A 23,135-nucleotide genomic window follows, 5' to 3' on the forward strand; every position below is an offset into this window, starting at 1 on the left:
GGATCAGATCCCTACCGTGAAGCCGCTGGACCACGTCTGCATCTGCTGCACCAGGCTGTCCCAGGCGCCTGTCAGCAGGAGCGCACCCGTCACGATCATCATGGTGCCGCCGATGCGCATGACCCAGACATAGTGGCGCTTGACCCAGCCGAAGGCGCCGAGCGCCCTGCGGAAGGCGACAGCGGCGAGCACGAAGGGCACGCCGAGACCGAGGCAGTACGCGACGGTCAGTATGGCCCCACGGCCCGCGCTCGCCTCGCTGGAGGAGAGCGCCAGCACGGAGGCCAGGGTCGGGCCGATGCAGGGCGTCCAGCCGATTCCGAACAGCGCGCCGAGGATCGGCGCCCCGACCAGTCCCGCCACCGGCCGCTTGTGGAAGCGGAACTCGCGCTGCGTCAGCCAGGGCATCATCCCCATGAAGAAGACGCCCATCAGGATCATGAGCACGCCGAGCACCTTGGACAGCGTGCCCTGATACTCGAACAGCGTCGACCCGAAGTACCCGAACAGCGCCCCGCCGGAGACGAACACGGCGGTGAAGCCGAGCACGAACAGACTCGCCCCCGCGACCATCCGCCCCCGTCTGGCTTCCGCCAGATCCGTGCCGCTGACTCCGGTGACGTACGACAGATAGCCGGGTACGAGCGGCAGGACGCACGGCGAGAAGAAGGAGACGAGTCCGCCGAGCACGGCGATCGGCAGCGCGAGCAGCAGGGCACCGCTGTAGACCGTGGTGTTCATGTCGGTCGAGGCGGCGAGGTCCGTGGACGACAGGAGAAGGGACACGCCGGTCACTTCTCCGCGACGATCGGGTCGAGCATCTCGTGCAGCTTGTCCTCGCTGAGCGCCTGCAGGATGCGGGCCGCGATCTTGCCGTCCCGGTCGATGATGAGCGTGGAGGGGATCGCCTGCGGGTTGAGCGTGCCCTTCTCGAAGCGGAGCATCAGCTTGCCCGTCGGGTCGTACAGGCTGGGGTACGTGACCCCCTGCTCCTTCTCGAACGCCTTGGCCGGGGCGGTGCTGGGGTCACGGGTGTTGATGCCCACGAACTGCACGCCCTGCGCGGCGGTCTCCTTGGCGACCTTGACGAAGTTCGGCGCCTCGGCGCGGCACGGCGGGCACCAGGAGCCCCACACGTTGAGGACGACGACCTTGCCCTTGTAGTCGGAGAGATCGAGCTGCTTGCCGTCGACGGTCTCGCCGGAGAGGTCGGGTGCGTTGTCCCGCGACCCCTTGGCGACGGTGGAGATGCCGTCCTTGCCGGCGACGAAGTTGCTGTCGCCCCCGCCGCCGTGGGTGCCGCCCGAGCCGCAGGCAGACAGCAGGAGCGCGGCGACGGCGGCCCCCGTGGTGTACAGGGCGGCGCGGGGGCGGTTCGGGCGCTGGTCTGCGCGGCAGGCGGCACTCATGTGAAAAGTTTCGCATGCCCGTTTCGGGGATCTTCCGCACCCCCCTTGCGGGCGGAAACCCGCATATCAGGCGGCTTTCCCCCGGAGGTAGGAATTCCAGCCGCCGGCGGGCCGCTCCGCCACGTCCATCGACTGGAGCTTCGCCAGCACCTCGGGCCGCTGCACATCCAGCCAGTCCACGAACTGGCGGAAGGAGACGAGGCGTACGTCGGCGCCCTTCTCCTTCTCCCGGGCGATGTGGGTGAAGGCCTGCTCGACGGCGTCCATGTAGATGCCGCCGTTCCACTCCTCGAAGTGGTTGCCGATGAAGAAGGGGGCGCGATTCGTCTCGTATGCCCGCTTGAACCCGGAGATGTACGATTCGGCCGCCTGGGTGCGCCAGGCCGGATAGTTGTACGAGGGCGCCCGGGTGGAGTTGACCGACTGGTTGGCGAGGATGTTGTAGTCCATCGAGAGGACCTCGAAGCGGTGCCCGGGGAAGGGCATCGCCTGCAGCGGCAGGTCCCAGAGCCCCTGCTCCTTCCGCGGCCAGCGCTGGACACCGCCGGGCGAGGAGGCGTCGTAACGCCAGCCGAGCTCCCTGGCGACGGGCAGCAGGTTGTTCTGGCCGAGCAGACACGGGGTGCGGGCGCCGATGAGCTCCTTCTCGTAGTCGAAGGGCAGCGCGGGCAGATCCGTCCAGCCCGAGTTGGTGCGCCACTCCGTCACGAAGGACTTGGCCTGCTCGATCTCGCTGTACCACTGCCGGGCCGTCCAGTTGGCGACCGAGCCGGAGCCGGCGCAGAAGTGGCCGTTGAAGTGGGTGCCGATCTCATGGCCGTCGAGCCAGGCCCGACGCACCAGCTTCAGCGTGGACCTGACGTGCCCGTCGCTCAGGTAACCGATGTCCGAGGCACCGCGGGGGTTGTTCGGCGGCAGGTACAGGCGCTTCTTCGACTCGGGCAGCAGATAGAGCCCGGAGAGGAAGAACGTCATGTGCGCGTCGTTCTCCTCGGCGAGCTGGAGGAAGCGCTCGAAGAGACCGGTGCCGACCTCTCCGGCGCCGTCCCAGGAGAAGACCACGAACTGCGGCGGGGTCTCGCCGGGCTCCAGCGGCACGGGGCGCTCGGGCTGGCGCGGCTGCTTGCCGGTGTAGGCGGTGGAGCCGTCTCCGATGGGGCGCACGGTCCGCTTCGGGGTGCCCGGCCGGCCGGTGCCGGACGTGGGGGAACCGCCGGGGTGACCCTCGGCGTCCTTCTGCGCGACGGTGCCGCAGGCGGCAAGTCCCAGTGTGGCCGCGGCACCTGCCCCGAGGCCGATCATTCCCCTCCGGCTGACGTCCCGCATACGGTCCTCATTTCATCGCACCCTCTCAGCTGGCTCTCAGCTGGCATCCCATGAGAGGGCACGATGAAGTCGGAGGTTCCGTCTAACGCGCGCAGATTTATATGATTTTACGAATATGCGCTCATTTGGCCGGACTTCTCAGGTTTTACCCGTCAGGCCCCGAACGCCTTGTCCTTGCCCTTCACCGGCTTGGCACCCGCGAGGAGATGGGCCGGAACCAGATCGCGCGCGGGCTCGGTGTAGCCCACGGACACGATCTTGTCGCCCCGGTAGGTGAAGGTCGTCAGGGACGCCAGCGTGCACTGCCGCTTGCGCGGGTCGTGCCACAGCCGCCGCTTCTCCGCGTAGCTGCGCACGATCCAGATCGGCAGCTGATGACTCACCAGCACCGCCTCGTGGCCGCGCGCGGCGTCCTTGGCGGCGTCCAGCGCGCCCATCATCCGCACGACCTGGTCGACGTACGGCTCGCCCCAGGACGGCTTGAAGGGGTTGACGAGGTGCTTCCAGTTCTCCGGCCGCCGCAGCGCGCCGTCCCCGACGCCGAAGGTCTTGCCCTGGAAGACGTTGTCCGCCTCGATGAGCCGCCCGTCGGTCGCCAGGTCGAGACCGTGCGCCTTCGCGATCGGCGTGGCCGTCTCCTGCGCCCGCTCCAGCGGCGAGGCCACGACATGCGTGACGTCACGCGACGCGAGGTGCTCGGCGACCCGGTCGGCCATCTGCCGCCCGAGCTCGGACAGGTGGTATCCGGGCAGCCGCCCGTAGAGCACCCCGTCCGGATTGGCGACCTCGCCGTGCCGCATCAGATGGACGACGGTGATGTCGCCGTTGCCGGTGGTGTTGCCGTTGCTCGTGGGGTCGCTCATGCCGTGGCCTCCGCCGCCGCCCGCGCCGCCGCCGGAAGGGCGTCGGCGATCCGCTGAACCGCCTGCTCGTCGTGGGCCGTCGACACGAACCACGACTCGAACGAGGACGGCGGCAGATACACGCCCTGCGCCAGCATCGAATGGAAGAACGCGGTGTAGCGGAAGGACTCCTGCGCCTTCGCGCCCTCGTAGTCGCGCACCTCACGTCCCGTGAAGAACACCGAGAACATGTTGGAGGCACGCTGCAGGCGGTGGGTCACACCCTCCTTGGTGAGCGCCTCGGTCACCAGTGTCCGGATCCGCTCCGACACCGCGTCGACCTTGCCGTACGCGGCGTCGTCGAGGAGCCGCAGCTGCGCGAGCCCGGCGGCGGTGGCGACGGGATTGCCCGCGAGCGTGCCCGCCTGGTACACCGGCCCGGCGGGCGCGAGGTGCGCCATGACGTCCTCACGGCCACCGAACGCGGCGGCCGGGAAGCCGCCGCCCATCACCTTGCCGAAGGTCATCAGGTCGGGGCGCACGCCGTCGATCCCGTACCAGCCGGCCCTGCTCGTGCGGAAGCCGGTCATGACCTCGTCGGAGATGAAGAGGGCGCCGTTCTTCGCGCAGGCGTCCTTGAGGCCCTGGTTGAAGCCGGGCCCGGGAGGCACCACACCCATGTTGCCGGGCGAGGCCTCGGTGATCACACAGGCGATCTCACCGGGGTGCGCGTGGAAGGCGGCCTGCACGGCCTCGAGGTCGTTGTAGGGCAGGACGATGGTGTCGGCGGCCTGGGCACCGGTGACACCGGGCGTGTCGGGCAGCGCGAAGGTCGCCACCCCGCTGCCCGCCGCGGCGAGCAGCGAGTCGACGTGCCCGTGGTAGCAGCCGGCGAACTTGATCACCTTCGACCGCCGGGTGAACCCGCGGGCCAGCCGGATGGCCGACATGGTCGCCTCGGTGCCGCTGGAGACGAGCCGGACCTGCTCGACGGGCTCGACGCGCGCGACGATCTCCTCGGCCAGGGCGACCTCTCCCTCACCGGGCGTACCGAAGGACGTACCGCGGGAGACGGCTTCCTGAACGGCGGCGATGACCGCCGGATGGGAGTGCCCGAGGATCATCGGACCCCAGGAACAGACGAGGTCGACGTACTCACGGCCGTCGGCGTCGGTCAGGTACGGACCGGTGCCGGACACCATGAACCGGGGCGTACCGCCCACGGCTCGGAAGGCGCGCACGGGAGAATTCACGCCACCGGGGGTGACGGCCGCCGCACGGTCGAACAGCGACTGCGAGGCTGGGGCTTCGTAGGGATAAGGCAGTTCGGTCATGACCTGCGACGTCTCCGACTCCGGGGGGCTAGTGACCTCCTCAGGGTAGGCCAGGGGCCCGGGGGGTCCGTGAGGGGAAGATCGGGGGGACCGTGAACGGATGAACCCGGCCCGACGTACGGCTCCACAGAGGAAAGATCCCGGCCATCGTGGGGCCGGTGTGACGGAGCCCGGTACGACAACCGGGTTCCTTCCCCCGGTCATCTGCGAAACTGGGTTACGAACGGACAGCTCACATGAACGACGGTGTTCAGGGGCCGCGAAGATCCCGCGGACAGGTGTTTCGGCGTACGTTTCGGCGTGCGACCGTGGGGGAGGTCACTGTCACGATGATCGGGTTGCGTGGCGGGGCTCGCGCGACTTAGAAAAGCAGTCGGGTGGAGATATGCATCGCGGTGGCGGACTGGGCGAGGGGACCGACGACCTCAACCCTCGGCGTGCCCGGCGGGGAAAGCACCGGCGCGCGGCGGAGGAAGCGGCCGACATACGGGCTGGACAGGTACAGGGACCGCAGAGTGACCCCGAGCGGATCGACCGCGCGGTGGAGCGGCTGCGGTCGGAGAGCGGGAATGGTGGCCGAGTGGGGGTGACGTACAAATACTTCGGCGCGCCGGACGGCGCGACGGCGGCCCGGGTCCCGATCTCGATGCGCCCCGAGGAACTCGGCGGCGACGAGCTCGGCATGAACGGCATGTTCACCAAGATCAAGCCGGAAACGATGGCCGCGATGGTCCTCACGGGCATAGAAGGCGTCCCCCTGAACAAGGTGCCGCCGCTCGAGCTTGTCGTTCTGCACCCCGACTACGCCGTGGTCAAGCTCCCGATGACCGTCGTCGACCCGCTGCGCGGCATAGGCGAGGAAGCCGTCGGCGCGGCCGCGTTCATCTGGTCCACCGTCCCGGACCGGGGCGGCCCGCGAGACGCGTTCAACGTCTATCAGCTGCTGCATGAATGGCAGGACTTCTCGCACCGCCTGCATGAGGCGGGGCATCAGCCGTACTGCCTGGTGTGGCCGTGAACCGGGTTCTCCCGGGAATCTGACCCGCGTCTCCCCCGGGCCCGCACTGCCACCCCGGGGTGTCCAGGGCCCGCCTCACCGCCCCGGGGTGCCTAGAGCCCGCCCGCGACCCGGAGTACCGCGCCCGTCGTGTACGAGGCGTCGTCCGACAGCAGCCAGGCCACCGCGCCGCAGATCTCCTCCGGCTGTCCCGCGCGGCCCATGGGAATGCCGGCGGCCACCAGGGCCGGGCGCCGCGGGTCCTCGTGGAAGTCCGTCCAGACCGTGCCCGGGGCCACGCAGTTCACCCGGATCCCGTCGGCCGCCACCTCCTTGGACAGACCGATGGTCAGGGCGTCGACGGCGGCCTTCGCCGCCGCGTAGTGGACGTACTGGCCCGGACTGCCCAGGGTCGCCGCGGCGGACGAGACGTTGACGATCGCGCCCCCGCCGACCGCGGTCATCTCCCGTACGGCGCGCCGCGCGCAGAGCAGATAGCCGAGCACGTTGACCGCGAGGGCGTCCCGCATGCCGTCGGGGTCGGCGTCGGCGAGCCGCCCGTTGGGTCCGCTGACACCCGCGTTGTTCACCAGTCCGGTGACCGGGCCGAGTCCGGCCGCCGCGTCGAAGAGCCCGTCGACCGCCGCGGGGTCGGAGGTGTCCACGGCCACGGACAGACAGCTCCGGCCCACGTCGGCGACGGCGTCCGCCACCCTCTCGGCCGCCGCGCGGTCGGACCGGTAGCCGATCACGATGTCGTGGCCCTCCTGGGCCAGCCTCCGGCAGACGGCCGCGCCGATACCGCGGCTGCCACCGGTCACCACCGTGATCTTCCGTCCGCCTCGCATGACCGCCTCCCGCGTCCGCACAGCCGATCAGTGTGCCAGGAGCGGAGTCAGGGACTCGTCAGGGCCGGGGCCCGGGGTGTCAGAGAGGCGTCAGCACCCCGTCCGCCGTCGTCTGCTGCGCCTTCCATGGGAGACGGACGCATACCGGGGCAGTCGTACGGCGAGGAGCGAGCGAGGGATGGGTGAGGGTGCGGTGCGGGCGACGGGTGAGGGTGCGGGCGGGAGTGCCGGACGGCCGCGTGTCGTGGTCGGGGTGAACGGGTCGCTGGGCGGCCTGGCGGCCCTGCACCGGGCCGCGTACGAAGCCCGGCGCGGCGGTACGGAGCTGGTGGCCGTGTTCGCCTGGGAGCCGCCCGGCGGTTCCCTCGCGCACCGGCGCGCGCTCTGCCCGCCGCCGCTGGAGGACCTCCGGCAGGACGCGGGCCAACGGCTGCTCGCCACGCTCGAGGCGGTCTTCGGCACCGCGGGACCCGGAGTTCCCTACCGGGCCGTGGTCGTCCAGGGTGCCGGCGGGCCCGCCCTGGTGGAGACCGCCGACCGGGAGGACGACCTCCTGGTGGTCGGGGCGGGAGGTCGCGGGCCGGTGCTCCGGGCGCTGCTCCCCTCCGTCGCCCGGTACTGCCTCGCGCACGCCCGCTGTCCCGTGCTGGCCGTCCCGCCCTCGCCTCTGGCGGACCACCTCTCCGCGGTGCACCGCCGGATCGCCCTGCGCCTGCCTCTGGACGCGCGGGAGCTGACGGAGGGCCGGTCCTGAGCGCCGGGGGTGACACGCGGGGTGCATCGGCCCGTCCTCCACGGCGCGGCACGCGTCCCGGCCCCGTCAGCGTCCCGTCATGGCGCCGCCGGTTGCCGTCAAGCATGCGTCAGCGGGGCGGTCGGGCCCCGGCAGGTCGGGCATAGCGTCACCGGAGCGCCCGGCCGAACGGGTCGGGCAGCGCACGTCACCCTCTTCGAGGAGCAGGACATGTCTCCACTCGACCGTTCCGAGGACCCCGAACCCGCTGAACGCTTCCCGGCCGGACGGCACGGGCTCCGGCTTCCCGGACCCCTCTTCGTCCCCGTCCGGCCGGGGCCCACGGGCTGCACGGCCCGCTTCTTCCGCACCCCCCTCGGCGCCCGTACGGCCGTCGGATTCACCTCGGCGGCGAAGCTCACCGCCACGCTCGGCGCCGGCCAGACCTGGATCCGGCTCTCCGAACCCGCGCTGCGCGCGCTCGCCGCGCCCCTGGGCGTCACCGCTCTCACCGTCGACCCGCAGCTCTCCGCCCCCACGGCGGACCGTGCCGCCGCCACGGTCCGCGAGCGCGAGAACTCCCGGCGCCGGTGGCATCCCCGGCACACCGGCATCGTGCGGGCGCCCGGCGCCATCACCGTCGTCGCGTGTCCGAACCCGCTGATCGGCTGAGGAGGCCACCATGTCCGTCCAGGAACTGCCCGTGATCACCAGGCCCGCCGGCACCGGACCCGCAGGCACCCGCACAAGCCCCGACACCGACACGGACGCCGGGAACGCCGGCACCGACGTGGAGGACGCCGACGGTCTGTCCGTCTGGCCCCGGTCCACCCGCCCCACCCCCGACGGCGACCTCACGCTCGCCCGTGTCTCCCTCGCCGAGGCCGCCGACCGCTTCGGCACCCCCGTCTACGTCCTGGACGAGCAGGAGGTCCGGGACCGCTGCCGTACCTACCGCGCCGCGTTCCCCGAGGCCGACGTCGTGTACGCGGCGAAGGCGTTCCTGTGCCGGGCGATGGCCCACTGGGTCCGGGAGGAGGGACTCGGCATGGACGTCTGCTCCGCCGGGGAACTCGCGCTCGCCGTCACCACGGGCTTCCCGCCCGAGAGGATCGTGATGCACGGCAACGCCAAGAGCCCGGAGGATCTGCGCACCGCCCTGCGCCTCGGCGTCGGACGCATCGTCGTGGACAGTACGTCGGAGATCGCGCGCCTCGCCGCGATCACCCCGCCCGGTACCCGGCAGAAGGTCATGGTGCGGGTGGTGCCCGGCATCGCGGCCGGCGGTCACGCGAAGGTGCGGACCGGCACGGACGACCAGAAGTTCGGCCTGTCGGTCGCGGACGGCTCGGCGCGGCACGCCATCACCCGGATACTCGACCAGCCGCACCTCGAACTCGTCGGGCTGCACTGCCACATCGGCTCGCAGATCGCCTCCGTGAAGCCGTACGTCGGCGCCGTGCGCCGCATGGTCGGACTGCTGGCCCGGGTCCGGGAGCAGCACGGAGTCGTCCTCCCCGAGCTGAACATCGGCGGCGGCCACGCCATCGCCCACCGGCCCGGCGAGGAGAGCATGAACGTCTCCGCCCTGGCCGCCCGGGTCCGCGCCGAACTGCGGGACGGCTGCAACCGTGCCCAACTCCCGATCCCTCGACTGACATTGGAGCCGGGACGGGCGATCGTCGGCCCGGCCGGGGTCGCCGTCTACCGGGTCCTCGCCGTCAAGCGCACCGGCGCGCACACCTTCGTCGCCGTCGACGGCGGCATGAGCGACAACCCGAGGCCCGCGCTGTACGGCGTCCGGTACGCACCCCGGCTCATCGGCCGGGCCTCCTGCGCCCCGCCCCGCCGCGTCACCGTCGTGGGCCAGCACTGCGAGGCGGGCGACATCCTCGCCGACGAGGTGGCGCTCCCGGGCGATGTGCGCCCCGGCGACCTCCTCGCCGTTCCCGCGGCCGGGGCGTATCACCTCTCCATGGCCTCGGGTTACAACCTGGTCGGCCGTCCGCCCGTGGTCGCGGTGTCCGACGGCATCGCCCGCGTCCTCGTACGCCGTGAGTCGCTGGAGGACATGAGCCGCCGGGACGTGGGGATCTGACGCCGGGTGCCCCGCGCGGCCCATCGGGGTGAGCAGACGAGTCGCCGCCGATCGGGTCATGTGTGGGGCACCGCACAGGCCCGCGGGACACCGGGCATTCTCGGTGAATCAGCAGGTCAGAAAGGTCCGGCCCGCCCTCGGGCGGTGGCGCGAGCGGTCGAGGGCGGGTACGCCGGCCGTGGGCCGGGCGGGGATCTCAAGTGGTGCCCTCCGCTCATCAGCTTGACGGTTAATCACGTCGGGCCGGGTTTTTGTCTGCTGACAAGAGGTCAGCTGCTCGGTCACGACGGAAGGACTTCGAAATGCGATCTGCCCGCATGCTCCTCGCCGCCGCGACGGCCACCGCCGCTCTCGCGATCGCCGCCCCAGGCGCCTACGCCGTCTCGGCCGGCGACTGGGACCAAGGCGACTCCTCTTCCTCCAGCAAGGAGCGCGACTCCTCCTCGTACGGCAAGGAGCACGACACCTCTTCGTACGGCAAGGAGCACGACTCCTCCTCGTACGGCAAGGAGCACGACTCCTCCTCGTACGGCAAGGAGCACGACTCCTCCTCGTACGGCAAGGAGCACGACAAGGACAGCGGTCACGACAAGGGCTCCTGGCACCACGAGAAGCCGGAAGGCGGCGTGCACACCGGTGGCGGTGCGCTGACGGCCACCAACGCGGACGACTGGTCCAAGGACGACAAGAAGTACGACCCGGAGACCTACAAGGACAAGGGCTCCTCGGACTCAGAGAAGGGTTCGGGTTCGTGGGAGAAGGGCTCCTCCGACTCCGAGAAGGGTTCGGGTTCGTGGGAGAAGGGCTCCTCGGACTCCGAGAAGGGCTCGGGTTCGTGGGAGAAGGACTCGGAGCACGGCAAGCCCCACGGCGGCGTGCACACCGGTGGCGGCGGTCTCGCCTCGCCGGGTGTCACGGCCGGCGGAGTCGCCATCCTGGGCGTCGCGGCAGCGGGCGTCTACGCACTGCGCCGTAGGAGCGCCGCGGGCGGTGTGGCCTGACCATGCCTGATGACATAGCGGCCCGGGCCGCCACCCACGAACCCTGTGGCGGCCCGGCCGGCCCTCCCTCACCCCAGCCAACGCCCACCCCCGTTCCTCCTCCGCCCCCGCCCCCCTCTCCGTCTCCGTCTCCGGTTGCCGGCCTATGGCCTTCTGTTCTTGCTCCCCTTGCTGTTCTCCCTGCTCTTGCTGCTCTTGCTGCTCTTGCTGTTTCGGCCCTGTCCGCTCTGCTGCCCTGACCCGATGAGGTGGTGCCCGATGGCAGCCCGGTTGTCCTCTCCTGCCGAGAGCCCGTACCTGTCACCCGGCCGGAAATCCCGGCGTCGTGTGATGTGGATCGTGTGGTGCGCCGGCATCGCGGTCCTGCTGGCGATGAACCTGTTCCGCGGCCATGACGAACCGTCCGGCCCCGCACCCGCCTCCCGCGCCGCTGCGGCCCCCGCCCCCGCCTCCCGTGCCGCGGCGGCCCCCGCGCCCTCGTTCTCGAAGGCGCCCTCGGCCGTTCGCGAGGACGGGAAGCATCTCCCGCGGGCCGAGCCGATCCGTCTGCTCATCCCGAAGATCTTGGTGGACGCGCCCTTCACCGACCTCGTCATCGACGACGCGGGCCGGCTCCAGCCCCCGCCCGCGAACGACACCAATCTGGTCGGCTGGTACGCCAAGGGTGTCTCCCCCGGTGAGAAGGGTGCGGCGATCATCGCCGGGCATGTCGACACGAAGACCTCCGCCGCGGTGTTCGCCGGTCTCAGCGACCTGGAGAAGGGCGACAAGTTCAGTGTCCAGCGGTCCGACGGCCGGACGGCGTCCTTCGTCGTCGACAGCGCGGAGACCTTCGCGAAGGAGGACTTCCCCGACAAGCGGGTGTACGCCGACACTTCCGACGCGCAGGTTCGCCTCATCACCTGTGCCGGCACCTACGACCGCTCCGTCAAGGACTACACCGACAACCTGGTGGTCTTCGCCCACCTCGTCTGACCGGGCGAGCGGTCGTCCGGTCCACTCCGTGCTCCTGCCCTCGGCGCCGAGCCGTCGGCCCGCTCACCGGCCCGGCCGGACACGAGTCCCCTTTTCCCTCACGCCTCGAAGCGGTAGCCCATGCCGGGCTCTGTGATCAGGTGGCGCGGGTGGGAGGGATCCGCCTCGAGCTTCCGTCTGAGCTGGGCCATGTACACCCGCAGGTAGTTCGTCTTGTTGCCGACGGAGACGCCCCACACCTCCTGGAGGAGCCGGTGCTGGGTGATGAGCCGGCCCGGGTTGCAGACCAGGATCTCCAGCAGTTGCCACTCGGTGGGCGTCAGGCGGATGTCGCGCCCGGCACGGGTCGCCTTCTTGGCGGCCAGGTCGACGGTGAAGTGTTCCGTGGTGACCAGGACGGTCTCGGGGGCGAGCCCGGGTGTCTCGGTGCGGCGGACGGCGGCCCGCAGCCGGGCCAGCAGTTCGTTCATGCTGAACGGCTTGGTGATGTAGTCGTCGGCGCCCGCGTCGAGCGCGGCGACCTTCTCGTCGGAGGCCCGGCGCGCGGACAGCACCAGGATCGGCACGCGGGTCCAGCCGCGCAGGGCTCTGATGACCTCGGTGCCGTCCATGTCGGGGAGCCCGAGATCCAGGACCACCACGTCGGGCCGGCGCGCGGCGGCGATCCGCAGCGCGGTGGTGCCGTCGGGGGCGGCGTCGACCCCGTATCCGCGCGCCTGCATGGTGATCAGGAGCGCCCGTACGAGCTGGTGGTCGTCCTCCACTACGAGCACCCGGGTCATCGGTGTGGGCCTTTCCTGTCGCGGTGGGGAGTCGAACGGTGGTCCTTCCGCAGCTCGCGGAGAGTCGTGACGATGTTCGGCAGGCGTGAACCGCCTTCGCGTACAGGAGAGTTGGCGATTCGGGTAGTGGTCCCGGGTCGCCAACTCCCCTGCTGTGCGGGTAAGTCCATCAGCTCTTCGCCGCAAGTTCCTTGAGCGCGATGTTGAGTTCGAGGACGTTGACCCGGGACTCGCCGATGAAGCCGAGGGTCCGGCCGTCGGTGTGCTCATCGACCAGCTTCTGCACCTGGGCGACGGGCAGTCCGTTCTTCTCGGCGACGCGGTACACCTGGATGTCCGCGTAGTCCGGGGAGATGTCCGGGTCCAGGCCGGAGCCGGAGGAGGTGACCGCCTCGGCGGGCACGTCCGACGGCTTGACCGTGTAGCCGTTCACCGAGTTGTCCTTGACGACGGCGGCCTTCGCGTCCTTGACCCACTTGATCAGGTCGGCGTTGTCACCGGAACGGTTGGTGGCGCCGGACAGGATCAGTTTGTACTGGGTGTTGACGCTGTTGGTCCCGAGGCCGTTCTGCGGGCGGCCCTGGAACCACTTCAGGTCGGGCTCCGGGGTCTCCTGGCCCTTCTTCAGCGGCAGGTTGTAGGCCTGGCCGATAAGCGAGGAGCCGACGACCTTGCCGTCCGCCTTGATCTCCGAGCCGTTCGCCTTGCCGCTGAACAGGCCCTGGGCGATGCCGGTGACGGCCAGCGGATAGATCACGCCCGTCACCACCGTCAGCACCAGCAGCGCGCGCAGCCCCGCCCACAGCAACCGGGCGGTGTTCGATACCGAGTTGTTCATGCGGATCAGCCGATTCCGGGGATGAGGGAGATGAGCAGGTCGATGATCTTGATGCCGATGAAGGGCGCGACCAGGCCGCCGAGGCCGTAGATCCCGAGGTTGCGCCGCAGCAGCTTGTCGGCGCTGACCGGGCGGTACCGCACACCCCGCAGGGCGAGCGGCACCAGCGCGATGATGATCAGCGCGTTGAAGATGACCGCGGAGAGGATCGCGGAGTCGGGCGAGGACAGGTGCATGACGTTGAGCTTGTCCAGGCCCGGGTAGACCGCCGCGAACAGCGCCGGGATGATCGCGAAGTACTTGGCGACGTCGTTGGCGATGGAGAACGTCGTCAACGCGCCCCGGGTGATCAGCAGTTGCTTGCCGATCTCGACGATCTCGATGAGCTTGGTGGGGTTGGAGTCCAGGTCCACCATGTTCCCGGCCTCCTTGGCGGCCGAGGTGCCGGTGTTCATGGCGACACCCACGTCCGCCTGGGCCAGCGCGGGGGCGTCGTTGGTGCCGTCGCCGGTCATCGCGACGAGCTTGCCGCCCGCCTGCTCCCGCTTGATGAGCGCCATCTTGTCCTCGGGAGTCGCCTCCGCGAGGAAGTCGTCGACGCCCGCCTCCTCGGCGATCGCCTTGGCGGTCAGCGGGTTGTCGCCCGTGATCATGACGGTCCTGATGCCCATGCGGCGCAGCTCGTCGAACCGCTCGCGCATGCCGTCCTTGACGACGTCCTTGAGGTGGATGACGCCCAGCACGCGGGCGCCCGCGGTGTCCTCGACCGCGACGAGCAGCGGGGTGCCGCCCGCCTCGGAGATCCGGTCGGCCAGGGTGCCGGCGTCCTCGGAGACCGTGCCGCCCCGCTCCTTGACCCAGGCGATGACCGAACCGGCCGCGCCCTTGCGGATCTTCCTGCCGTCGACGTCCACACCGGACATCCGGGTCTGGGCCGTGAAGGCGATCCATTCGGCGCCCGCCAGTTCGCCCTGATGCCGCTCGCGCAGCCCGTACTTCTCCTTCGCCAGGACGACGATCGAGCGCCCCTCGGGCGTCTCGTCGGCCAGCGACGACAGCTGCGCGGCGTCCGCGACCTCGGCCTCGGTCGTCCCCGTCACCGGTACGAACTCCGACGCCTGACGGTTGCCCAGCGTGATGGTGCCGGTCTTGTCGAGGAGCAGGGTGGAGACGTCACCGGCGGCCTCGACCGCGCGGCCCGACATCGCGAGGACGTTGCGCTGCACCAGACGGTCCATGCCCGCGATGCCGATCGCGGAGAGCAGGGCGCCGATGGTGGTCGGGATCAGGCAGACCAGCAGGGCCACCAGGACGACCATCGTGAGGTGGGTGCCCGCGTAGTCGGCGAACGGCGGCAGCGTGGCCACGGCGAGCAGGAAGACGATGGTCAGGGACGCGAGAAGGATGTTCAGCGCGATCTCGTTGGGCGTCTTCTGCCGGGCCGCACCCTCGACCAGGGCGATCATCCGGTCGATGAAGGTCTCGCCCGGCTTCGTCGTGATCTTGACGACGACGCGGTCGGAGAGGACCTTCGTGCCGCCGGTGACGGCCGAGCGGTCGCCGCCGGACTCACGGATGACCGGGGCCGATTCGCCGGTGATGGCCGACTCGTCGACGCTCGCGACACCCTCGACGACGTCACCGTCGCCGGGGATGATGTCGCCCGCCTCGCAGACGACCAGGTCGCCCACGCGCAGTTCGGTGCCGGGTACCTGCTCCTCGGACCTGCCGTCCGGGGAGAGCCGGCGCGCCACCGTGTCGGTCTTGGCCTTGCGCAGGGTGTCCGCCTGCGCCTTGCCGCGCCCCTCGGCCACCGCCTCCGCCAGGTTGGCGAAGATCACGGTGAGCCACAGCCAGGCGCTGATCGCCCAGCCGAACCAGTCGCCCGGGTCCTTGAAGGAGAAGACGGTCGTCAGCACCGAGCCGACGAGGACCACGAACATCACGGGCGATTTGACCATGATCCGCGGGTCGAGCTTGCGGAAGGCGTCCGGCAGCGACGTGAGCAGCTGCTTGGGGTCGAACAGACCCGCGCCGACCTTTCCTTCGTCCTTGTGGCCGGTCGGCACATCGCTGTGCGGCGCCCGGGTCGGGGCGGCTGTGGACATCGAGTCCTCTTGGTTCTCTGTACGAGTGGTCATGACGCCAGCCCCTCGGCCAGCGGGCCCAGCGCGAGCGCCGGGAAGTAGGTCAGGCCGGTGATGATCAGGATCGCTCCGACCAGCAGGCCGGTGAACAGCGGCTTCTCGGTGCGCAGGGTGCCCGCGGTCGCCGGCACCGGTTTCTGCTCGGCGAGCGAACCGGCCAGCGCGAGAACGAACACCATCGGCAGGAAGCGGCCGAGCAGCATGGCCAGTCCGATGGTGGTGTTGAACCACTGCGTGTCGGCGTTCAGACCGGCGAAGGCCGAGCCGTTGTTGTTGGCGCCCGAGGTGTAGGCGTACAGGATCTCGGAGAATCCGTGCGCGCCGGAGTTGGTCATCGAGTTGCCCGGGGTGGGCAGGGCCATCGCGGCGGCGGTGAAGACGAGTACCAGTGCCGGGGTGACGAGGATGTAGAGGGCCGCGAACTTGATCTCGCGGGTGCCGATCTTCTTGCCCAGGTACTCGGGGGTGCGGCCGACCATCAGACCGGCGATGAACACCGCGATGACCGCCAGGATCAGCATGCCGTAGAGACCGGATCCGGTACCACCGGGCGCGATCTCGCCGAGTTGCATGCCGAGCATCGTGATGCCGCCGCCGAGACCGGTGAAGGAGGAGTGGAAGGAGTCCACCGCACCGGTCGAGGTCAGGGTGGTCGCCACCGCGAAGATGGACGAGCCGCCGACGCCGAAGCGGGTCTCCTTGCCCTCCATCGCCCCGCCGGCGATGTCGAACGCCGGTCCGTGGTGGGCGAACTCGGTCCACATCATCAACGCCGTGAAGCCGATCCAGATGGTGGCCATCGCGGCGAGGATCGCGTACCCCTGCCTGAGGCTGCCGACCATCCGGCCGAAGGTGCGGGTCAGCGCGAACGGGATGAGCAGGATCAGGAAGATCTCGAAGAGGTTCGTGAACGGGGTCGGGTTCTCGAAGGGGTGCGCGGAGTTGGCGTTGAAGTAGCCGCCGCCGTTGGTGCCCAGCTCCTTGATGGCCTCCTGGGAGGCCACCGCCCCGCCGTTCCACTCCTGCGAGCCGCCGAAGAACTGGCCCACCGCGTGGATGCCGGAGAAGTTCTGGATGGCGCCGCACGCCACCAGCACGATCGCGCCGATCACCGAGATCGGGATCAGGATGCGGACGGTGCCGCGCACCAGGTCCGACCAGAAGTTGCCCAGCTCACCGGTGCGGGACCGCGCGAAGCCGCGCACGAGCGCCACGGCCACCGCGATACCGACGGCCGCGGACACGAAGTTCTGCACCGCGAGACCGGCGGTCTGCACGACATGGCCCATGGCCTGCTCGCCGTAGTACGACTGCCAGTTCGTGTTCGACACGAACGACGCGGCGGTGTTGAACGCCTGGTCCGGATCGATCGCGGAGAAGCCGAGCGAGCCGGGCAGATGCCCCTGGAGTCGCTGCAGCAGGTAGAGGAAGAGGACGCTGACGGCGGAGAAGGCGAGGACACCGCGCAGATAGGCGGGCCAGCGCATCTCCGTGTTCGGGTCGGCACCGATGCCCTTGTAGATCCACTTCTCGACGCGCAGGTGCTTGTCGGAGGAGTAGACCCGGGCCATGTAGTCGCCGAGGGGACGGTAGGCGAGTGCCAGTGCCGCCATGAGAGCCAGCAGCTGAAGCACGCCGGCGAGGGCAGGACTCATATCGAGGCTCAGAACCTCTCCGGGAAGACGAGGGCAAGGACGAGATAGCCCAGCAGGGCGACGGCCACGATCAGGCCGACGATGTTCTCGGCGGTCACAGCTTGGTCACCCCCCTGGCGACGAGGGCCACCAGCGCGAACACCGCGATCGTGGTGACGACGAAGGCCACGTCGGCCATCGTGAGCTCCTAGAAGAGGTGCGAATCGAACGGACGCTTAGAGGAAAACTCCTCTCCGGCCGGATTCGGCCACCGTTGACGCCTCCCATACGGGGCGCAGCACGCCTTTGACGCATTCCTTACGAGTCGCCGCGGAACCCCCTGGCCGAAGTCCCGCGGACGCTGGCATGCGGGCCCCGCGAAACGTCCCGTGCGGGCCCGCGGACCATCCCGCCCGGACCGCCGGAGGGCCCTCGCGGGCCCATGGAACGTCCGGTTCACATGGGGCGGGTGCTCCTCGGCTCGGGGCGGAGCCCCTCGCCGGGGCCGTCGCCTGAGGAGCCGCACACGCGGGGAGGCGTGTGCGGCTGCGCTCAGGTTGTTCCCGGCCCCGGACCTGCGCGTACGCCCCTTGCGGGTTCTTCGCGCGCCGATCCCCCCTCCTTGTCGCAACCTTGACGCCCCGGCACATCAGAGAGCCGTCAAGGCATACGGCCCGCGGCTCTCCGCTTCCCTACCGTCGGACCCATGGAACGCCGCAACGATCCGCGTGAACCGGTCGAGGTGCCCCCGCCATCGGCCGCGGAGGTGACGCACGACCTTCTCTGGGCCCGGGACCTGCGCAGCTCGATCCGCTGCGCGGGCGTCCTGCTCGCCCTCCTGATCGTGATCGACCGTGGCGCGGGCACGCTCACCGACCTGCGCGCCCTGCTGTGGGTCACGCTCGCGGTGCTGCTCTTCCTCGTGCTGTGCCCCACCCGGGTCTCCGCGGACGAGGGCCGGCTGACCACCCGCGGACCGCTCGGCACCCGGCGGGTGCGGACCGACCATCTGGTGTCCGTGCGCTGCCTGGACGGCGTCGGACAGCGGCTCGTGCTGCGCGACACGTTCGGCGCGCGCGTGGAGATCGACCCACGCGTCCTGGTCGCCAACCCGGCGCTGTGGCACCGCCTGGACGAGGACGCCCGGGTCTCCGCGCTGCGCGGCTCCCTCGTCTGCGGGGCGACGGCGCTGCGCCGTGTCTCGGAGCGGATCGACCGTGAGACGGCCCGGACGGTGTTCAAGGTCTCCGGGCTGGACTGAGCCCCTGTTCTTGAACAGCCCTTCCGCCCGAAGGAGCTGACGTCTTGGAGGTCGCCCCGCGGGTCCGCCCCTCTTGGCGCCCTCGTGATGCGCGACCAGCCGGTCTTAACGCAAGCTTGACGCGTAGGGCCCCCGGACGCGTGGGCCCATGGATCACTCTCTGCATACGCTGATGGCGCCGTCTCCTCGATGGCCGGAACCGATCGAAGAGACGTACGTCAGGAGAGTCACCGATGGCCAGCACCGAGCCCGCCCCGCCGAGCCGCTTGCGGGCGTGGATGCTGGAAGGCCTGTCCGACATGGGCAAGGGCAAGGGCCGCCGACTCCCGACTCAGGCCGCCGAGCCCGCGCCCGTGCACAAGGGGCAGCGCTGGTGGCGGGTCATGTGCCTGACCGGCGTCGACTACTTCTCCACCCTCGGCTATCAGCCGGGCATCGCCGCCCTCGCGGCCGGACTGCTGTCCCCCGTGGCGACCATCGTGCTCGTCATCGTCACCCTGGCGGGCGCGCTCCCGGTCTACCGCCGGGTGGCCGAGGAGAGCCCGCACGGTGAGGGCTCCATCGCGATGCTGGAGCGGCTGCTCTCCTTCTGGAAGGGCAAGCTGTTCGTCCTCACCCTGCTGGGCTTCGCCGCCACCGACTTCCTGATCACCATCACCCTCTCGGCGGCCGACGCCTCCACCCACCTGGTGGAGAACCCCCATCTGAACAGCGCGCTGCACGACAAGCAGATGGTGATCACCCTGTTCCTCGTGGCCCTGCTGGGCGCCGTCTTCCTCAAGGGCTTCCTGGAGGCGATCGGCGTCGCGGTGGTCCTGGTGGGCATCTATCTCGCACTCAACGTCGTGGTCGCGGCGTCCGGGATCTGGCAGGTGATCACCCACGAGTACGTCGTCACCGACTGGACCACCGCCCTGACCGCCGAACACGGGAACGTCTTCGCGATGATCGGGGTGTCCCTGCTGGTCTTCCCCAAGCTCGCACTCGGCCTGTCCGGCTTCGAGACCGGTGTGGCGGTCATGCCGCATGTGGAGGGCGACCCGGGCGACACCGAGCAGAAGCCGGCCGGCCGTATCCGCGGCGCGAAGAAGCTGCTGACCACCTCCGCCGTGATCATGAGCGTCTTCCTGATCGTGACCAGCTTCATCACCACCGTGCTGATCCCGGAGAAGGAGTTCGAGTCGGGCGGCCAGGCCAACGGCCGCGCGCTCGCCTATCTGGCGCACGAGTACCTCGGCAACGTCTTCGGCACCGTCTACGACGTCTCCACGATCGCCATCCTGTGGTTCGCCGGCGCCTCCGCCATGGCCGGGCTGCTCAACCTCATGCCGCGCTATCTCCCGCGCTACGGCATGGCCCCGCACTGGGCGCGCGCCGTCCGCCCCATGGTGATCGTCTTCACCCTGGTCGCGTTCCTGGTCACCTGGATCTTCGACGCCGACGTCGACGCACAGGGCGGCGCGTACGCCACCGGTGTCCTCGTCCTGATCAGCTCCGCCGCCATCGCGGTCACCATCGCCGCCCGCAAGGCCCGCCAGAAACACTGGACCGTCGCCTTCGCCGTCATCTCGGCGGTCTTCCTCTACACGACCGTCGTGAACGTCATCGAACGCCCCGACGGTGTGAAGATCGGCGCCTGCTTCATCGCCGGCATCATGCTCGTCTCCTTCCTCTCCCGGCTCGCCCGCGCGTTCGAACTCCGCGTGACCAGCATGACCATGGACGACATGGCCGAGCGGTTCGTACGGGACATCGCGAGCCGGCGGATCCGGTTCATCGCCAACGAGCCCGACAAGCGTGACATCACCGAGTACCGCGAGAAGATCGAGCAGATCCGCGCCGACCACGACCTGCCACCCCAGGAGGACTTCGTCTTCCTGGAGGTCACCGTGGGCGACCCCTCGGAGTTCGAGTCGGTCATGAACGTACGCGGCGAAGTGCTGCACGGCCGCTACCGCGTCCTCACCCTGGAGTCCGCCTCCATCCCCAACGCGCTCGCCGCCCTGCTGCTGCACGTCCGCGACAGCACGGGCTGCATCCCGCACATCTACTTCGAGTGGACCGAGGGCAGCCCCTTCGCCAACTTCCTGCGCTTCTTCCTCTTCGGCCAGGGCGAGGTCGCCCCGGTCACCCGGGAAGTCCTGCGCGAGGCGGAGCCCGACCGCTCACGGCGGCCACGGGTGCACGTCGGCTGACCCCACCCGCGGGCCCCGGCCGGGGGCGGGGGCGGGGGCCGGACCGACTGCCCCCGCCCCCGGCCGGACCCTGCGCGGCGGCCGGCCCTGTGCGGCGGCGACACTCCGGGAGCGGGTGAGAGGCCGGTAATAAAGCCGGTCGCGGGCCGCTCACCAGGTCGCGCGCCGCCGACGGCTTGGCAGACTGGTCGGGTGCCCCAGAATGTGCTGCTCGCCGAGGACGACCGCGCCATCCGCCACGCCCTGGAAAGGGCACTCACGCTGGAGGGCTACGAGGTGACGGCCGTGGCCGACGGGGTGGAAGCGCTGGCCCAGGCCCACCGCACCCCACCGGACGTCCTCGTCCTCGACGTCATGATGCCCGGCATCGACGGCCTCCAGGTGTGCCGCGTACTGCGCGCCGAGGGCGACCGCACTCCGATCCTGATGCTCACCGCGCTCGTGGAGACCGCGGACCGTATCGCCGGCCTGGACGCGGGCGCCGACGACTACGTGGTCAAGCCGTTCGACGTCGAGGAGGTCTTCGCCCGGCTGCGGGCGCTGCTCCGCCGCACCGGGAACGGCGCCTTCGACGACACTCCGGCACCGGCGCCGCGGGAGCCCCGGACCTCCGGCGCGCAGATCTCCGCGGCCGGGCTGCGCATGGACATCCAGGCACGCCGGGCCTGGCGCGGGCAGCGTGAGCTGGAACTGACCCGGACCGAGTTCGAACTCCTCGAACTCCTCGTCCGCAACGCGGGCATCGTCCTCGACCACTCCACCATCTACGACCGGATCTGGGGCTACGACTTCGGGCCCGGCTCCAAGAACCTCGCCGTGTACGTGGGCTACCTGCGGCGCAAGCTCGACGAGCCGGGGGCACCGGCGCTGATCCACACCGTGCGGGGCGTGGGGTACGTCCTGAGGGAGGACTGAGTGCCACCACCCCTCCCCGTCCCGGCCGAGCCCCCGGGGCCCGCGGGCTCGGGCGACGCGAGCTCGGGCACCCCGGACGCAGGCCCCACAGGTGCAGGCTCCACAGGCTCGGGTGGCGCGGGCCATCCCGACCGTGAGCAGCCGGCCGGGGCCGGGGTCCGGCAGCGGGGGACCCGGTGGGCACGGCCTGCCTGGGCGGCCCCCTTCGCCGGGACACCCCGTCGGCTGCGCCGGGTGTCCTCCCTGCGCACCACCTTCACCATGTCCTTCGCGGCCGTCGCCGCCGCCGTCACGGTCCTGGTCGGGTTCCTGAGCTACGACGCCGCCGCCCGGCTGGTGCGCGTCGACCAGCAGACGGTCTTCGCCGAGGTCGTACAGGACCTGCGCGACCAGGTCCGTGAACACCCGCTCCAGCCACAGGACTTCACCTCCCCCGACGCCGACCACGACGGACCCCTCGACGACATCATCCGGCCCAGCCGCACCGACATCCAGGTGCTCGGGCCGGGAGGCGCGATCGTCGACCGCGGCAGTCCGCCCCTGCCCGTGAACAGCCACGACCGGGCGATCACCGACGACGGCACGGCGGGCAGACTGGAGGAGCACAAGGACGTCGACGTCGAAGGCGACCGCTACCGGCTCGCGACCGTCGCGCTCGGCGGCGGACGGGGCGCGGTGCAGATCGCACAGCAGTTCAGCGACACGGAGGACCTGCTCCGGGAGCTCCAGCAGCGGACCGTCCTGCTCGTCGGGGCCGTCGTGGTGGCCGCGGGGCTGTTCGGCTGGTGGCTGGCCCGGCGGATCACCCGGCGCCTGGTGCGGCTGGCCGGGGCCGCCGAGGACGTGGCGCGCACCGGTCGCCTCGGCATCCAGGTGCCGGTCACCGGGTACGACGAGGTGGCCCGGCTCGGCCGGTCCTTCGACCGGATGCTCGGCCGCCTCGCCCAGTCCGAGGAGGACCAGCGCCGCCTGGTCCAGGACGCGGGACACGAACTCCGTACGCCGCTGACCTCCCTGCGTACGAACATCTCCATGCTCCGCCGGATCGACGAGCTGCCGCCCGGCGCCCGCGAGGAACTCGTCGCCGATCTGGCCCTGGAGTCCAGGGAACTGACCGATCTGGTCAACGAACTGGTCGCCCTCGCGGCCGGCCAGTCCGACACCGAGCCCGTACGACGGCTCGACCTCGCCGAACTCGCCGAGGACGTCGCGATCGTGGCGCGCCGTCGCACCGGCCGGGAGATCACTGTCCACGTCACCGGGGACACCGCGGTCGACGGCCGGCCGACCGCCCTCCAGCGCGCGGTCTCCAACCTCGTGGAGAACACCACCAAGTTCGACCGCGGCGGCAGGTCCCCGATCGAGGTCGTGGTGGCGGGTCCGGCCCCGCGGACCGGCGGTGGGCATTCCGGTGATTCCGGCGGCGGCACGGACCTGGGTGCCCGGCCCGGGCCGGTCCGCGTCGAGGTGCTCGACCGCGGCCCCGGCATCGGCGACGACGACCTCGTACGCGTCTTCGACCGCTTCTACCGCGCCGCCGACGCCCGCAGCCTGCCCGGCTCGGGCCTCGGTCTGTCCATCGTCCGCGAGGTCGCCACTGCCCACGGCGGCACACCCTTCGCCTTCCACCGCGAGGGCGGCGGCACGGTCATCGGGTTCACGGTGGGTGGCTAGGACCCCCGGGCCCCCGGTGGGTGGGTCGGGGCCGTGCCGGTACATCCCAGTCCGTCGCCGCTGGATCAGACGTGAGTCTGGACGCGAGCCGCTGCTCGATCCGAACGTAAGCGACGGACATCAGGG

The 23,135-nt window shown here is 70.5% G+C and carries 21 protein-coding genes; 10 read left to right on the plus strand and 11 right to left on the minus strand.

Annotated features, from left to right (window positions below; all coding sequences use genetic code 11):
• Positions 1–3: 3 nt before the first annotated feature.
• The 5 genes from ACWD68_RS29040 to hemL all read right to left on the minus strand — a co-directional run bounded on the left by ACWD68_RS29040 (position 4) and on the right by hemL (position 4,911).
• Positions 4–741: a cytochrome c biogenesis CcdA family protein gene (locus tag ACWD68_RS29040; RefSeq protein ID WP_451809435.1), complete on the minus strand. Its 738-nt coding sequence runs from the start codon at positions 739–741 to the stop codon at positions 4–6.
• Positions 742–791: 50 nt separating this feature from the next.
• Positions 792–1,409 (minus strand): TlpA family protein disulfide reductase, encoded by a 618-nt coding sequence (locus ACWD68_RS29045; RefSeq protein WP_451809414.1) that lies wholly within the window; start codon positions 1,407–1,409, stop codon positions 792–794.
• A 66-nt stretch (positions 1,410–1,475) separates the two neighbouring features.
• Positions 1,476–2,735 (minus strand): hypothetical protein, encoded by a 1,260-nt coding sequence (locus ACWD68_RS29050; RefSeq protein WP_451809415.1) that lies wholly within the window; start codon positions 2,733–2,735, stop codon positions 1,476–1,478.
• Between the two features lie 152 nt (positions 2,736–2,887).
• The gene (locus ACWD68_RS29055; protein ID WP_451809416.1) at positions 2,888–3,598 is read right to left on the minus strand and encodes a histidine phosphatase family protein; all 711 of its coding nucleotides are present in this window, start codon (positions 3,596–3,598) and stop codon (positions 2,888–2,890) included.
• Positions 3,595–4,911 carry a glutamate-1-semialdehyde 2,1-aminomutase gene (hemL, locus tag ACWD68_RS29060; protein WP_451809417.1) on the minus strand — a complete coding sequence of 439 codons (1,317 nt, stop codon included), beginning with the start codon at positions 4,909–4,911 and terminating at the stop codon, positions 3,595–3,597. Before hemL ends, ACWD68_RS29055 begins: the two co-directional genes overlap by 4 nt.
• Positions 4,912–5,491: 580 nt before the next feature.
• On the opposite strand from hemL, the gene ACWD68_RS29065 reads away from it, so the two are divergent.
• Positions 5,492–5,929, plus strand: coding sequence for a hypothetical protein (locus ACWD68_RS29065; protein WP_019061278.1), 438 nt, complete (start codon positions 5,492–5,494; stop codon positions 5,927–5,929).
• Between the two features lie 92 nt (positions 5,930–6,021).
• Here ACWD68_RS29065 and ACWD68_RS29070 read toward each other — a convergent pair whose 3' ends face one another.
• Positions 6,022–6,756, minus strand: a complete 735-nt coding sequence (locus ACWD68_RS29070) for an SDR family NAD(P)-dependent oxidoreductase (protein WP_451809418.1) — start codon at positions 6,754–6,756, stop codon at positions 6,022–6,024.
• A 178-nt stretch (positions 6,757–6,934) separates the two neighbouring features.
• On the opposite strand from ACWD68_RS29070, the gene ACWD68_RS29075 reads away from it, so the two are divergent.
• The 5 genes from ACWD68_RS29075 (at position 6,935) to ACWD68_RS29095 (ending at position 11,563) form a co-directional block, all read left to right on the plus strand.
• Complete coding sequence (locus ACWD68_RS29075) at positions 6,935–7,510, plus strand: universal stress protein (protein WP_451809419.1); 576 nt, start codon at positions 6,935–6,937, stop codon at positions 7,508–7,510.
• Positions 7,511–7,720: 210 nt separating this feature from the next.
• A complete protein-coding gene (locus ACWD68_RS29080) occupies positions 7,721–8,161 on the plus strand; it encodes an SAV_915 family protein (protein ID WP_451809420.1) in 441 nt (146 codons plus the stop codon).
• A gap of 10 nt (positions 8,162–8,171) precedes the next feature.
• Positions 8,172–9,587: a diaminopimelate decarboxylase gene (gene lysA, locus ACWD68_RS29085; protein WP_451809421.1), complete on the plus strand. Its 1,416-nt coding sequence runs from the start codon at positions 8,172–8,174 to the stop codon at positions 9,585–9,587.
• Positions 9,588–9,889: 302 nt separating this feature from the next.
• A complete protein-coding gene (locus ACWD68_RS29090) occupies positions 9,890–10,588 on the plus strand; it encodes a hypothetical protein (RefSeq protein WP_451809422.1) in 699 nt (232 codons plus the stop codon).
• 258 nt (positions 10,589–10,846) lie between these two features.
• A complete protein-coding gene (locus ACWD68_RS29095) occupies positions 10,847–11,563 on the plus strand; it encodes a class F sortase (RefSeq protein ID WP_451809423.1) in 717 nt (238 codons plus the stop codon).
• A 98-nt stretch (positions 11,564–11,661) separates the two neighbouring features.
• Here ACWD68_RS29095 and ACWD68_RS29100 read toward each other — a convergent pair whose 3' ends face one another.
• The 5 genes from ACWD68_RS29100 to kdpF form a co-directional block, all read right to left on the minus strand.
• Entirely contained in the window at positions 11,662–12,345 is a 684-nt protein-coding gene (locus tag ACWD68_RS29100; protein WP_451809424.1) for a response regulator, read from the minus strand.
• A 169-nt stretch (positions 12,346–12,514) separates the two neighbouring features.
• Positions 12,515–13,183, minus strand: a complete 669-nt coding sequence (locus ACWD68_RS29105) for a potassium-transporting ATPase subunit C (protein WP_451809425.1) — start codon at positions 13,181–13,183, stop codon at positions 12,515–12,517.
• Between the two features lie 5 nt (positions 13,184–13,188).
• Positions 13,189–15,324: a potassium-transporting ATPase subunit KdpB gene (kdpB, locus tag ACWD68_RS29110; protein WP_451809426.1), complete on the minus strand. Its 2,136-nt coding sequence runs from the start codon at positions 15,322–15,324 to the stop codon at positions 13,189–13,191.
• Complete coding sequence (kdpA, locus tag ACWD68_RS29115; RefSeq protein WP_451809427.1) at positions 15,321–16,985, minus strand: potassium-transporting ATPase subunit KdpA; 1,665 nt, start codon at positions 16,983–16,985, stop codon at positions 15,321–15,323. Before kdpA ends, kdpB begins: the two co-directional genes overlap by 4 nt.
• An 8-nt stretch (positions 16,986–16,993) precedes the next feature.
• Positions 16,994–17,083, minus strand: a complete 90-nt coding sequence (kdpF, locus tag ACWD68_RS29120) for a K(+)-transporting ATPase subunit F (protein ID WP_055544543.1) — start codon at positions 17,081–17,083, stop codon at positions 16,994–16,996.
• Between the two features lie 587 nt (positions 17,084–17,670).
• On the opposite strand from kdpF, the gene ACWD68_RS29125 reads away from it, so the two are divergent.
• From ACWD68_RS29125 to ACWD68_RS29140, 4 genes are all read left to right on the plus strand, one after another.
• Positions 17,671–18,225 carry a hypothetical protein gene (locus ACWD68_RS29125; RefSeq protein WP_451809428.1) on the plus strand — a complete coding sequence of 185 codons (555 nt, stop codon included), beginning with the start codon at positions 17,671–17,673 and terminating at the stop codon, positions 18,223–18,225.
• A gap of 233 nt (positions 18,226–18,458) precedes the next feature.
• Positions 18,459–20,420 (plus strand): amino acid transporter, encoded by a 1,962-nt coding sequence (locus ACWD68_RS29130; RefSeq protein WP_451809429.1) that lies wholly within the window; start codon positions 18,459–18,461, stop codon positions 20,418–20,420.
• Positions 20,421–20,612: 192 nt separating this feature from the next.
• Entirely contained in the window at positions 20,613–21,335 is a 723-nt protein-coding gene (locus ACWD68_RS29135) for a response regulator transcription factor (protein WP_451809430.1), read from the plus strand.
• Positions 21,336–21,596: 261 nt separating this feature from the next.
• On the plus strand, positions 21,597–23,009 hold the full coding sequence (locus ACWD68_RS29140; RefSeq protein ID WP_451809436.1) for a sensor histidine kinase: 1,413 nt from the start codon (positions 21,597–21,599) through the stop codon (positions 23,007–23,009).
• The last annotated feature ends 126 nt before the right edge of the window (positions 23,010–23,135 follow it).

The sequence above is a fragment of the Streptomyces sp. NPDC005141 genome (genome assembly GCF_053599975.1).